Source organism: Roseofilum sp. (assembly GCF_982964205.1).
This window is the reverse complement of record NZ_CEZBFX010000003.1, coordinates 36,982-50,631: the sequence shown is the minus strand read 5'-3', so window position 1 is coordinate 50,631 and position 13,650 is coordinate 36,982. Positions and strand designations below refer to the sequence as shown.

Here is a 13,650-nt window from a genome sequence, read left to right as displayed (position 1 = left end):
ACACGATGACTCAACCATCTTCCTTTCCCAGTTCCATACCCAAATCTTGGCTCAATTATGCTCTTATCGCCCTGTTCATCCTTCTCTATGCCCCCTTGCTCTTCCATTGGTATGATGGCTGGATGAATAAAAGTATCAGTATTGAACACGAATACTTTAGCCATGGGTTAATTGGCTTACCCTTTGCCGTCTATATTGCCTTCTGGGAAAAACGCCAGCAATGGACACAACTGCCTGACGACTTCCATCCCCTAGGTGGCTTTTTCCTCGGACTCGGTGGAGTGTTCTACATGACTGGACTACCCGATATTGTTAATCTCTCCTTTCCCCTGATGCTCATTGGGATTTGTTTGTGGTTAAAAGGTATTCCAGGTCTGAAATTACAAGCTTTTCCCCTCATTTTAGTTGCTCTGGCCACTCCCACAGAAATCCCTTATTTAATCGAGCCTTATATTCTCCCCTTACAAAGCTTTATTTCTACCATGGCAGGATTTATCCTCTCTGGTATTGTGGGAATGGATGTTACCGTAAACGGGATTTATCTCTCCACCGGGGGAAGACTCGTAGAAGTTGCCCCCCACTGTGCGGGATTGAAAATGCTCTTTACCAGTCTTTATGTAGCGTTAATGCTTCTTTACTGGACGGGTGCGATCGCCTCTCGACGTAAAATCATCTCCTTATTAGCCGGGTCAATTGTTATTAGTGTGGTAGCCAATATTATCCGCAATAGCCTACTCACCTACTTTCATGGCACAGGCAACGACCCAGTATTTCATTGGTTACATGAAAGTTGGGGTGGAGATTTATACTCCGCAGGGATGTTGGGTTTGGTGGTGCTTCTGTTGAATTGGATCAATCGCGACGACTATTTAGAGTTAGAAGAGTCTGATGAAACCCTTGAACCCCTTAACTCAGATGAATGATCAGCCGCCTCCTCAAACGGAAAAACAGTCTTTGCTCCTATGGGTATTGCTTGGCTTTATGGTGGTCATTTTAGCCATAGGTACGATTCCGGGATACTTCAACGGATCGTGGCAATGGCAGGCTCCTCCCAAAGTAGTGGCCTTAAAACAGTTGCGACAAGTCCGTAAAAACGGATTAACCCTCTCAGGTTGGGAAACCCTTGAGCAGAGAGAACTCGGTTTAGGAGGTCATAAATGGTCTTATCAACAACTTCAAGGCAACTGGGAAGAACCAGTCATTCTGTTGTTTTTAATTCAAAATTCAGACCTAGACCAACCCAGAGTGGAATGGGTGGATGTGAATGGGTTTGTGCAACAGGTTTTCAGGGACTGGAAAACTGATTCTTATCAAATGAAGACGTGGGAAGTCGATACAGAGTCTGGTCAAGGGGGGAGAGTGCGATCGCGGTTTTTTCGCGGCTGGAATCCTACACAAACCTATGCTCTGGTGCAATGGTACGCTTGGCCCAATGGGGGAGATCCAGCGCCAGTCAATTGGTTTATAGCCGATCGCCTAGCCCAAACCCAAGGCGATCGCGCTCCTTGGATGGCCGTTTGTCTAATGATTCCCATTGAAGCCCTAGGAGATATAGAAGAAGCAGAGAAAATCACCCATTCCTTGGTACAAACGATCCAAACCACTCTAATGGAAACCGTCTTTAGTCAAGCCCCTGTAGAATAAACTTCCTATGGCTCCCTCACGGCATTTTAACCTTACCATTAGTCTGACATTAGGTGTGGGGTTGTTTTTGCCTTCTCAGGCTAACGGACAACTCCCCTCTATTGATGTGGATCAACCAGCTTCTGTCGATCAACTCCTCGAAGACGCACGAGAGAGATTGAGAAACCAAGGGGAAATTCTGGAACTCGATAATCAATTCCCCACGGCTCCCCCTCCAGAATTTGATGTGTATCGCCTAGGCTCTGGAGATTCAATTACAGTTAATGTGACCAATTTTCCCGATCTGAATTTTCAAGCTCTACTGGATTTAGAAGGGAATATTATTGTCCCCTTAATGGGACGATTAACCCTCAAAGGCTTAACCCTAGAAGAAGTCGAGGAGAAATTACGCTTTGGCTTAAATCAATTTGTGATTGAACCGGATGTCTTGGTTACTCTAGGCAATCGTAGACCCGTTGAAGCAATTATTACCGGTGAAGTCTTGCGACCAGGAACCTATCCTCTGCCTTCTGCTCCCCTTCCTTTAGTGGCTGATGCTCTGGTAGCGGCTGGAGGATCTACTCAGTCGGCTGACCTGCGTAACATTATTATTCGTCGAACTTTGCTAGATGGTTCAGTCCTAGAAGCTTCTGTCGATTTACTCACTCCCCTTAAATATGGGCAGCGAATCCAAGACCTGCGGCTTGAAGATGGCGATATCATTATTGTGCCTAAAATTGATTTTAATGATATTGACTACGATCATCAGTTAGCGGCAGAATCCAATTTATCCCAACCGACGATTGCTATTGATGTCGTGCGCTATACCACCAATAATGTGGGGTCAATTACATTACCGAATGGCAGTACTTTTGCTGATGCGATTACGGCGATCGGGCCCAATTTTGAAGATGCTAAATTGAGTAAAGTAGGGTTAATTCGCTTTGACCAAGAACAGGGACGAGTGGTCACCAAAGTTATTAATGCTCGCAGTGTCATATTAGGAGATGTTTCCCAAAATATTCGCTTGCTAGATAATGACATTATCGTAGTCAATCGTAACTTATTATCGAGACTGAGCGTAACTCTAACTCGAATTACCCGACCGTTTCAAGATGTCCTCACCTTTCTTCTGTTTTGGCGACAATTCCGAGATAACGTCACCGATGTCTTTACAGTTGATACCAACCTGAATAATCCGTCTCCCTCTCCTGCCCCCACTCCTACTCCCACACCCACACCTGGAACGACTCCTACACCCACACCCGGGACTACACCATCACCTACTCCAGCCCCATCACCTGCACCAGCCCCAGCGCCCGCACCAGCCCCATCACCCTCTCCCAGCCAGTAAATCCCTTTTCTTCAAGCTAGCTTAGGTTAAAGTAGACATGAGGGACTTGTATTTGTAAGTAGCCTGGATAGAACCATGACTTCACCGCTGATCAAAAAATATAAAATCGCCTTTGGAAAATATTGGTTAACTATTCCCATTGGCCTGATGATAGGGGCACTTGGGGGTGGAGGATTTGCGGTGCTTCAACCCCCACAAGGGCTTCCCAGTTATCGATTTCAATCCGTCTTGCAAATTACCACTCCTCCCATAACGATTTCGGAAACCGGAACAGCTATCCAGGCCCAAAGTGAACAGCTTGAAGAAAATGCCCAAGAGTTACTCCTAACGAATGAGGTCTTACAAACGGTTTCCGAGTCTCCTAAAATCCAGATTGACCCTAGGGATTTACGGAAAGGATCTTCAATTAGATATAACAGGAAAACCCCATCCTTTTTATATGTATATGTGACCTGGGATAATAAGTCTCAGGGTAAACAAATCACTGAATTGTTAGTGCAGGAAGTAATTCAGCAAAGCCGTCGCCTTAATACCAGTCGCTTGCGAGCGATTATTGAAACCCTAAATGAGCGCTTACCGAAGGTGGTAGAAGAGCTACGCAAGGCGGAAAATGAGCTAGAAGTGTTTATTCGGCAAACGGAGTTTGCTGAAATAAAACGGACTCAACTTCCCGGATTAATTACGCAAAATGAGCAGCAGCAGCGACAGTTAGAATTGCAAATTCAGACTGTGACAACCCAAATGGCGAGTCTGCAACAGCAGTTGGGTTTAAATCCCGATCAAGCCTATGCTTCAGCCGCCTTAAGTGCCGATCCGATTATTGGCCGGTTGCGCACTCAGCTCTATGAGTTAGAGTCTCAAGAATTATTGCTCAGTCAAACCCTGCGCCCGGATAATCCACAAATGATTGAGTTAAGGCGACAATTGGCATCAACAGAAAATTTGTTAACGGTGCGAGCGACTGAGGTAGTCGGAGGGGATGGATTGGCGGCACCATTGAGAAGTGGTGAGCAAATTCGTAAGGATAGTAGCCTCGATCCGGCTAGGCAGGCGATCGCCCAAGAATTGGTCGGACTCAAAACCCAGAAAGAAACCTTAGAAAAAGAATTAGCAGTGGCTAAAACTATTGCCACAGAATTAATCGAGGAATATGCTGGGTTGCCCAACACGCAAGCAGAACGGGCAAGATTAGAACAACAGGTGGTCTTGACCAAACAGTTTTATGACACGATTCAAGCCAAACTGATTGATGCTCAAACGGCTGAAGCGGAAACCGTGGGCAATTTAAATATTGCCCAACCTCCCAGACTAGGCGAAAAGATTACCCCTCCAGCCCCTTTACCCATTATGCTGCTCCTACCGGCAGGGGCAGTCGGGGGTATGATTTTGGGTGCAGGAGCCATCTTTGGTTTGGGTATGGTTTTAGCCAGCACTATGCAAACGCTGGAAGATATTCAAGCCTTTGTCACCGAGCGCGAAGTGCAAATTTTGGGGATTTTACCCTTCGTGGAAGAGTGGGATGGTTCTGGGGGAGAGGTTCCCATGATGCTCTCTCGCCATTCTCCCTATTTGGATAGTTATGAACGGTTCCGCTCTACCCTGCGGCAAGTGGAAGAAAAACCGAAAGTAGTGCTAGTTACCAGTTGCGATCGCCAGGAAGGAAAAAGTGTGACCGCCTATAATTTGGCGATCGCCTCCGCCAGAGCCGGAAAACGTACCCTCCTCATCGAAGCCGACTTACGCAACCCGTCCAATGCCGAAACCCTAAAAATCGTTCCCGATTCCAACTCCACCCTTGAACCCCTGCGCTACTATAGCCAAATTAGTGACTGTATTCGCCTGGTTCCCAACATTGAAAACCTCTACATGGTTCCCAGTTTTGGCCCCTATGAATATGCAGCCGCTGTAGTGGAATCAGCAGAAATGCGTCTTCTCCTCGAAGATGCCCGTAAACGGTTTGACTTCGTCGTCGTTGATGCTTCTGCCCTCAACCTCTGTAACGATCCTCTAATTCTAGAGCGCTATACCGATGGCATAATCCTCGTCACCCGTGCCGGTTATACCGTCAGCAACGATTTAGCCGACAAAATTGACCTCCTAGAAGATTCGGAAGACTACCGTTTATTGGGCGTTGTCATTAATGCAGAAGAAATGAATATTCAGCCCCTACCTCCACCTCCGATCGTCGAAACGGCTGAACTCAATAAAGAGGCTGACTCTGAACCTATCCTCAATGGTTATAAGGGAAGTTATCACTCTTATAGTAATGGTCATAACGGCCATAACGGTCATAATGGTCGTAACGGTCATAATGGTAATGGCAAGACTCCCACATCACGACCTGGAGAAAAAAGCACAAAACCATAACCTCACCGAACCGGATGCAGGAACTCATTGGAGAAAGGATCGACAGGGGTTTGATATTCTATGAAGAATTTTCAGATACAATAACTGGGCAAACCCTTTCCTCCCATTTGATCCTGAAGGAGCGCTCTTCACCCATTTGAACCTTTGAACCCAATGACTCAGTTCAAAACTGCCTTTACGATTTTTTTAAGCCTCATTGTTGAAGCTTTTCCTTTTCTCTTACTGGGAGTCATCCTCTCTAGTGCGCTCCTGTTTTTTATCGATGAGCGCAAACTGCTACAATTGATTCCCAAACAACCCTTACTCGGAGCGCTAGCAGGAAGTGCGATTGGCTTTCTGTTTCCGGTGTGTGAATGTGGTAACGTACCCGTTGCTCGCCGGTTCTTGCTTCAGGGATTTCCCCCTTCAGTGGCAGTGGGCTTTTTGCTGGCTGCACCAACCATTAATCCGGTGGTGATTTGGTCAACTTGGACAGCCTTTCGAGACCAACCGGAATTGGTCGTATTTCGGGTCATCTTTTCATTGCTCATTGCGACAGGAATTGCTTGGATCTTCAGTTCACAAGCAGATTTACGCCCTTTGTTGCAGCCGGGTATGGTGCGCTTAATGCCGGCTTGCGATCTTAAAGATTCTGACTGGGATGAACAGAAAGATGAATCCTTGTCCCTCTTGACATCAGGAACCTATATTATTGGCGAGCAAGGCAAACGGCTAAAGCTGGATGAATCGAGTTGGGAAATGACCCAATTATCCCAGGATTTAGTTAAACAGCCTTGGTCTTATCGCTGGCGCTTGTTTATGGATAATGCCCTACAGGAATTACGGGAGCTGGGGGGAGTATTGGTGATTGGCAGTGCGATCGCCGCTTTGATTCAAGTAGGAATGCCTCGCGATCTCATCCTAGCGGTCGGTACCGGCCCTGTCACCTCAATTGTTGCCATGATGATTTTAGGGGCAGTGGTCTCGATTTGTTCTACCGTTGATGCCTTTTTTGCCCTCTCCTTTGCCTCCACATTTACCAGCGCTTCATTATTAGCTTTTCTGGTCTTTGGGCCGATGATTGATATCAAAAGTGTAGGCTTGATGTTATCGATGTTCAAACCCAGGGCGATTATCTATTTATTGGTTTTAGCAGCCCAGTTAACTTTTGTGTTGACCTTTCTATATCACATGGTTGATTAATTTTCAAGAATGATGAATCAATTCCGTTTGCCTCAGCGTTGGCTTCCCACCTTAGATGTGGTCACCACCGGATTATGGGGATTTTTATTAATTAAATTATGGATCAGTGGAGAATTGAATTTACTGATTCACCCAGCCTACCATTGGCTGATCATTATTGCTGGAGCATGTTTACTTGGACTCAGTGGAGTGAAGGGATGGCAACTGTGGAAGCATTACCAAAAAAGTTTGGTTGAGCGTCCTCGAAATGCCGCCAATGTGAGAGAGCATGTGAGCTTATTACCCCAGAGCTTAAGCTGCTATCTGTTATTATTTACCGCCATTGTGGGTCTAACCGTTAGACCTCAAGCGTTTACTTCAGAAACGGCTTTGAAGCGGGGAGTTAATGATTTTATCCCGATTACTGAAATTACACCTCAGTCATTTACAAATGTGACTAAACCAGAGGATAGATCTTTGGTGGAATGGGTGAGAACATTGAATGTGTATCCTGAACCCGATGCCTATACAGGGCAAAACGTGCAGGTGAGTGGATTTGTGATTCATCCTCCAGATTTTCCGCCCGAATATGGATTAGTGTCTCGATTTATTATTACGTGTTGCGCGGCAGATGCTTATCCTATTGGTTTACCAGTCAAATTTCCAGAATCTCGCGAGACCTATGCTCAAGATAGTTGGGTAGAAATTAAGGGAGCAATGGCGACTGAAGTTTTGAATGATAACCGCAAGTTGGTGATTGTGGCTCAGGAGGTGCAGCCAATTCCAGAACCCAAAAATCCTTATAACTATTAATTAAGAAATTGATTAAAGAATGAATCTTCCCAACTATTTAATGGATTTTTACGCCGATAAAATCCAGCCTAAAGTCAAGGATTGGCAACCGCTCGATCGAGTTGTAGTCAGTGTGGTCAGCGTTCTTTGTGTCGTCATGTTGCTTTTGATTATTACAGGCAGCAATGCGGCTCCTAGAGTAAGAGCTTTCACCTGGAACGATCGAGTCATTACAGCAAAAGACAAGGCATTTATTCTGCAATTTAGCCATCCCATGGATCGGGAAAGTGTAGAGAATAATCTTAAAATCGAACCGTCTTTATCAGGTAAAACGAGTTGGGCTGGTCGGCGAATGGCTTATACGTTAAATAAGCCTGCGCCCTATGGCACTCAATTCAAGATACAAATTGAAGGGGCAAAAGATCAATATTCTGATGTTAGAAAAGGAACTATAATTCAACCCTTTGTTGGTGAATTTAGAACTCGCGATCGCGTGTTTGTCTATATTGGCAATGAAAATGAAGAGTCTGGGCGCTTAATTCTGTATAACCTGACCCAGAATCATCTAGAGATTCTCACTCCTCCTAATCTGGTTGTGATGGACTTTAAGCCTTATCCCGATCGCCATCGCATCCTATTTTCCGCCCGAGATACGGAAGAAGCGGCAGATGAAATTATTGAGCAAAAACTCTACACAACCACTACGGGCTTAAAATCCGAGGAAAATGCTGGTATTGTGGATGAAGTTTTAGACAACGAAACCCATCAAAACCTGGCCTTTGATCTGTCTCCTGACGGTAAAACCATTGTCGTACAACGGGTGAATCGTGAAGATCCGAGCGACTTTGGACTATGGCTAATTCCAGAAAAAGGAGACCCCTATCCCCTTGAAAATCAACCGGGAGGAGAGTTTGTAATTACTCCCGATTCCCAGGCGATTGCCCTGCTCCAAGGAGAAGGAGTTGCTCTGCTTCCCCTCTATCCGGATCAATCTGAATCGACAAACCAACCCTTAAACTTTCTGCCCAAATTTGGTCAAGTTCTCAGTTTTGCGCCAGATGGTTCAGCCGCTACAATGATCAAATTTAATCCCGACTATACGCGATCGCTCTATCTAATTACCAACCAAGGAACTGAAAAAGAACTGCTCAAAACCAATGGCTCAATTCGAGAATGCGAATTTGATCCGACCCAAACCACGCTCTACTGTCTACTCTCCAAACTGTTACCTGGAGAACTCTACCAAGAACTGCCCTATATTACTGCCATTAATCTAGAAACTACTGAGCAAATTCCCTTAATTGGTCTACCGAATCAACGGGACATCGAGATGAGTTTATCCCCTGATGGAGTCGCTCTTCTATTCGATCATAATCAAGCTGATATCCTGGAAGAACCCCCTCCGCCTACCCCAGATAACTCACAGAGCAATAACAGTAATCTTTGGATATTACCGATTATCGATGCTCAAAAACTGATGGAAGACCCTCAAATTAAGCCTGAAGTTCTTCCCTTAAAAGGCTTCTATCCCCAATGGTTACCTTAAGAGACTGATCCAATTGGGTTCTAATTTCCTCCTATGGTAAACCGGTTGAAAGTACACTAAGGGGGATTGGAGTAAAAGCTCCGGTCAATTTTAACCCGATTTTACTCCAGTTCAGGGAACTCATCACCAGTTTTCATGGAAACACAAGAGCTACTCAATCGCTATCGACAAGGAGAACGGGATTTTGCCCATGTAGATCTCAGTGGAGCTAACCTCAGTGGCATGAATCTGCGTCAAATTGATTTGACTGGAGCAGATTTAACCGGAGCCAATTTAACTTGGATATCCCTTAATGAAGCTAATCTTACAGGTGCTTGTTTTCGACATGCTGATTTAAGTAATGCCGTTTTAACCAGTAGTCAGTTAAAGGGTTGTAATTGTAGTGGTGCTAATTTAACGAAGGCAGATTTACGGTTATCTCGAATGCAGGAGGCAGAACTCAATTGGGCAATCCTCACAGAAGCAGATTTAACGAGCGCAGATTTACAAAATTCCACCCTAGATCAAATTAATCTAGAGCGGGCAAAAATGACGAGTGTCAATTTAAGTAAAACTGAGTTAATGGAAGCGAATCTTCGTTATGCGAATTTAACGGGGGCAAATTTAACGGGGGCGAATTTACGGGAGAGTCACTTAGAGGAGGCGAATTTACGCAATGCCATTTTAGTTGAGGTGAATTTAACGGAGGCGAATTTACTCAACTGTTGTTTGCGATCGACTAATTTAACAGGAGCAGATTTACATCGGGTGATTCTGACGGGGGCGGATTTAAGTGATGCCATTTTGGATCAAGCCGATTTGAGTCGGGCAGATTTAGCGGGAGCTTATTTGCTGAAAACAAGTTTCAAGAATGCCCATTTATTGCGTACTAATTTAGAAGATGTTTATTTATTACAGGGTAATTTGAGTCATGCTAATTTACGCGGCTCTAATCTCAGAAGGGCGGATTTAAGTGGTTCTTATTTGAGCGATGCCAATTTGGGTGAAACCGATATGACGGATACGTTGTTACTAGAAACTCGATTAATCCGGACGATTTTAGATGGTGCAAATTTAAACGGTGCTTGTATCCAAAATTGGAAAATTGAGGGCGTTGATTTATCGAAGGTTAGTTGTCATTTTTTGTGGAGACGGTTTAATTTTACAACCAAAAGTCCAGCCAGTCGCTATCCAGTGGATCGCAACTTTGAGCCGGGAGAACTGGGTCAAGAATATCAAGAAAGTAGCACCACGATTGAAGTTTTGTTTAGTGAACCGCCCAATTGGGAGGTTTTGATCCTCACTTTGGCAGAGTTGCAACAGGAAAATTTGGAGTTGCACTTAACGATTGAGTCCTATGTCCCGATGGATCATCAGTATTTGCTGCGATTATTGGCCAATCATGTGGTCAATGCCAAAATTATTTCTGAACAAATCCTAAATTTATATCCAGAAGTTAAAGAACGGTTTACGTTGTGTCGCCATCAATTGTTGGCTATGCTTAAGCATCCGAATTTACCGGTGTCTCGGCCGGTTGTGAATCAGAGTCCGCCACCCCCCCCTCCTCCTAAGCCGATGGCCGATCGCCAGCAGCAGTTGTATCAGGAAACCTCGAAGCAAATTAAGTCCATCCTGTTTTCACAAATGCCGGAGCAGTTTGTGGATAATATCCAGCGGCTATTGAATTATTTGAAACAGGAAGGGATTGCCCTGGAGCAACTCCAGAAAAAGGTGATTGTGTCAGCTATTGTGCAACGATCGCAGCAAGATGAAGCCTTTCGAGAGAGTTTGATTCAATGGGAAAAGAAGGCTTATCCAGAAATGCGGCTTTCCATGATGGGGAAGTCGGTGCGGGTGGCGATCGCGATTTTGTGGAAAAAGCAGAAACAGGACAATTCCTCCGAGTAGACAGGCATCAAGGCGATCGCCCGATCGAGCCTCTATTCCCTGCCGCTTAATGAGCAACCCCCTTGATCATTCATGCTCAATCGCGGATAATTATTCTAAAGCGGGCTAAAAAGCCTAATCAGAGACACAAAATCGATAGGGGGATTGAGTCATGGCAGCCAGTGATGACTTCAAAGCCGCGCTCAAAGCCGGAAAGATCAAAGATGCTCTACAAATCGCTCTGAGCGAAGCGATCGAACTTGATATTAAAACTTGGGTTGCTGACGGCGTTCACTATGAACGTACGGCTCAATCTCATCCCACTCACTCAAATGCTCCAGAGCCTTCAACATCGGGTTATCGGATGCGGACTCGCATCAATATTGTTGAAGGCAAAATCGATACCGAAGTAGGGAGCCACTTTGTAGGTAATGGCCCTTATACCGATCTCAAAGACTTTCACATAAGTCAAATAGACGAAAGCCGCGATATTCTGGAACAAAACTTAGATAATCTAGAGCAACTCTTTGCTATCTTGGCAGCAAGCATGAAGAAAATCTCTTCTGCTCAAGCAGCCCAACTCTCTAGCTCGAAATCATCTAACCTACTCAAGAGTCAGATAGATTCCTAAGAAGGGTATCAAACCTGTGCAAATTCAGATAGCATAGACAGAGGTTCAGGTTTGCTCAAGTGGGGTCGAGTATCGGCTTCCGGCATCGATTAACGAGGAACTATCATCATGGCAGCCACTGACGACTTTCGGGAAGCAATTAAAGCTGGGGAACTCCTTGAGGCTTTGAAAACCGCCTTAAGTGAATCAATAGAACTGGAAATCACTACGTGGATATCCTTAGCCGATCCCTATAGTGCCAACCCAGATGAGGAACCCGAAGCCCAGCCCGGTTATCGGATGCATAGCCGAATTAATATCGTTGATGGTGAAATCGATACAGAAGTCGGTAGCCACTTTGTTGGGAATGGGCCATTTACAGAATTGCGGGAATTCCATATTAATCAGATTCGCTCCAGTCGGCAAATTATTAAACGCAATCTCAACAGTATTCAAAAACTCTTTGGCTTGTGGGCGGAGATGCAACAGCAAGAGTTTAAGACGGTGGTTACTCATCTCGAAAGTGTGGCGGCTCAAGACACAGAGAATAGTTCTTCCTCTTTAGAAGAAGTCGCAGAAGTGGAGTGGGAGGTAGAAGTCCCTCCAGTGGCAGAAACAGTAGAGGAAACTATCCAAGAAAAAGGCGATCGCCACCCAGAAACCTCCCCATCTCCATCAGAAGAACTAGAAGATGACTTTTTTGACTCCTTCGATACCCAGCCCACGGAAACTAAGCCCCAACCCCCCTCAGACCCCCTGGATGATATTTTTGGGGAAAATGAACCCGAATCGCCATCAGAGAGCCAAAAACAAACCGATCTCAGCCTAGAAACTATTGCTGCTGCTGCCGGATTTACAGCCGCCGCCGTTGCTATCACCTCATCCGCAGAAGCCTCTGAACCCGAAGAGCCACTCGCGCCAGAACCGTCCAATGAAGAGAGTAATCTTCTAGATATCGAATCTGAAGAACCTCTAGATGATGAAGAACAGGAGATCATGAGTGCCTTTGATGCCACCTACTCAGATTCGGTTGTATCAGATTTAGAAACAACCGAAGAAATTATTGATGCTGGGGCGATCGAAGAACCACCCTTAATTCCCATTGAAGACTCTCCCGAAATTCCCGAACTCAACACAGACTTATCCACTCCAAACCTAGATTCTTCAGAATCAGAAACCGATTCATCTTTCTCCAGTTTTGATCCCGAAGAAGATGAAATTATGGCAGCCTTTGATTCTGACATAAACACTCAAGAATTAAGCACAGAAACTAACGACACAGTAGAAGAATCCGCTAATCTAACTAACTCAGAATTAGAAACTTTTCCAGTTATTGATGTAGTCTCATCAGAAATGGAAAGCGCCGATCTACCCATCTCGGAAGTATCTGAAATTACTGCATCCAACGATCAAGATTTCATCGGTATATTGGACGCAGATGTCGAGGGTGCTGATTCTTCAAGCAATTTAGGGCTAACCGACCTGCAAGAATCCTCTGTTGAAAGTTCTGAACCCCCCGAAGAAAGCTTACCGAATTTTGAATTTTCTGACGAAGATAATATTATGGCAGAATTTGATGCCCAATATGGAGCATCAATAGAAATCCCCACTGAATCTGCCGATAAAACCCCTTCTGAAGAATCCTTAGAGGAAGCGATTCTAGAAGAAATAGTTACTGAAAGCCACGACCAAGAACAAGAGGAACCCTTTCCTACCTCAGAGGAAGTATCCATAGAGAAGGAAGAATTGGTAGAAACAGAAGAACTTTCAGAGAATCCTGCATTAGAGGATTTTTTAGAAACAGAAGAATTAGCGGAAATGGAAGAAGATCCATTTGCTAGTTTAGAAACAGAACAATTGTGGGAGACAGAAGAAACATCAGAGAGTTCTGCATTAGAAGAATCCTTAGAAACGGAAGAACTGGTGGAAACGGAAGATGATCCATTCGCGAGTTCAGAAACAGAACAATTGTGGGAAACAGAAAAGCTGTCAGAAACTCCCGTATTAGAAGAATCCTTAGAAGTGGAAGAATTGGTGGCAACGGAAGACGATTCTTTTGCCAGTTCAGAGACAGAAGAACTTTTAGAGACTCTCCCATTAGAAGAATCTTTAGAAGAAGAATTGGTAGAAATGGAAGAAGATCCATTCGCGAGTTCAGAGACAGAAGAATTGTGGGAGACAGAAGAAACTTTAGAGCCTCCCGCATTAGAGGAATCTTTAGAAGAAGAATTGGTAGAAATAGAAGAAGATCCATTCGCGAGTTCAGAGACAGAAGAATTGTGGGAGACAGAAGAAACTTTAGAGCCTCCCGCATTAGAGGAATCTTTAGAA

The 13,650-nt window shown here is 44.8% G+C and carries 10 protein-coding genes; all 10 read left to right on the top strand.

Annotated features, from left to right (window positions below):
- The first annotated feature begins 5 nt into the window (after positions 1-5).
- Entirely contained in the window at positions 6-923 is a 918-nt protein-coding gene (gene crtB / locus AC3A14_RS01425) for a cyanoexosortase B (protein ID WP_318732708.1), read from the top strand.
- Positions 916-1,644, top strand: coding sequence for a cyanoexosortase B system-associated protein (locus AC3A14_RS01420; protein ID WP_318732709.1), 729 nt, complete (start codon positions 916-918; stop codon positions 1,642-1,644). The genes crtB and AC3A14_RS01420 overlap by 8 nt, the downstream gene beginning before the upstream one ends.
- A 7-nt stretch (positions 1,645-1,651) precedes the next feature.
- The gene (locus tag AC3A14_RS01415; RefSeq protein WP_318732710.1) at positions 1,652-2,977 is read left to right on the top strand and encodes a polysaccharide biosynthesis/export family protein; all 1,326 of its coding nucleotides are present in this window, start codon (positions 1,652-1,654) and stop codon (positions 2,975-2,977) included.
- A 75-nt stretch (positions 2,978-3,052) separates the two neighbouring features.
- The gene (locus AC3A14_RS01410) at positions 3,053-5,344 is read left to right on the top strand and encodes a GumC family protein (RefSeq protein WP_318732711.1); all 2,292 of its coding nucleotides are present in this window, start codon (positions 3,053-3,055) and stop codon (positions 5,342-5,344) included.
- A 153-nt stretch (positions 5,345-5,497) separates the two neighbouring features.
- A complete protein-coding gene (locus tag AC3A14_RS01405) occupies positions 5,498-6,526 on the top strand; it encodes a permease (protein WP_318732712.1) in 1,029 nt (342 codons plus the stop codon).
- 9 nt (positions 6,527-6,535) lie between these two features.
- Positions 6,536-7,318 (top strand): TIGR03943 family putative permease subunit, encoded by a 783-nt coding sequence (locus AC3A14_RS01400; protein ID WP_318702157.1) that lies wholly within the window; start codon positions 6,536-6,538, stop codon positions 7,316-7,318.
- A 19-nt stretch (positions 7,319-7,337) separates the two neighbouring features.
- Positions 7,338-8,843: a hypothetical protein gene (locus AC3A14_RS01395; protein WP_318732713.1), complete on the top strand. Its 1,506-nt coding sequence runs from the start codon at positions 7,338-7,340 to the stop codon at positions 8,841-8,843.
- A 135-nt stretch (positions 8,844-8,978) separates the two neighbouring features.
- Complete coding sequence (locus AC3A14_RS01390) at positions 8,979-10,730, top strand: pentapeptide repeat-containing protein (protein ID WP_318732714.1); 1,752 nt, start codon at positions 8,979-8,981, stop codon at positions 10,728-10,730.
- A gap of 151 nt (positions 10,731-10,881) precedes the next feature.
- The gene (locus AC3A14_RS01385) at positions 10,882-11,340 is read left to right on the top strand and encodes a hypothetical protein (protein WP_318732715.1); all 459 of its coding nucleotides are present in this window, start codon (positions 10,882-10,884) and stop codon (positions 11,338-11,340) included.
- A 108-nt stretch (positions 11,341-11,448) separates the two neighbouring features.
- On the top strand, positions 11,449-13,650 hold a 2,202-nt coding region (locus AC3A14_RS01380; protein WP_487778897.1), incomplete at its 3' end, for a hypothetical protein.

Coding starts and splice junctions, on each gene's coding strand:
- crtB (WP_318732708.1), top strand. CDS start 6: ATGACTCAACCATCTTCCTTTCCCAGTTCCATACCCAAATCTTGGCTC.
- AC3A14_RS01420 (WP_318732709.1), top strand. CDS start 916: ATGAATGATCAGCCGCCTCCTCAAACGGAAAAACAGTCTTTGCTCCTA.
- AC3A14_RS01415 (WP_318732710.1), top strand. CDS start 1,652: ATGGCTCCCTCACGGCATTTTAACCTTACCATTAGTCTGACATTAGGT.
- AC3A14_RS01410 (WP_318732711.1), top strand. CDS start 3,053: ATGACTTCACCGCTGATCAAAAAATATAAAATCGCCTTTGGAAAATAT.
- AC3A14_RS01405 (WP_318732712.1), top strand. CDS start 5,498: ATGACTCAGTTCAAAACTGCCTTTACGATTTTTTTAAGCCTCATTGTT.
- AC3A14_RS01400 (WP_318702157.1), top strand. CDS start 6,536: ATGATGAATCAATTCCGTTTGCCTCAGCGTTGGCTTCCCACCTTAGAT.
- AC3A14_RS01395 (WP_318732713.1), top strand. CDS start 7,338: ATGAATCTTCCCAACTATTTAATGGATTTTTACGCCGATAAAATCCAG.
- AC3A14_RS01390 (WP_318732714.1), top strand. CDS start 8,979: ATGGAAACACAAGAGCTACTCAATCGCTATCGACAAGGAGAACGGGAT.
- AC3A14_RS01385 (WP_318732715.1), top strand. CDS start 10,882: ATGGCAGCCAGTGATGACTTCAAAGCCGCGCTCAAAGCCGGAAAGATC.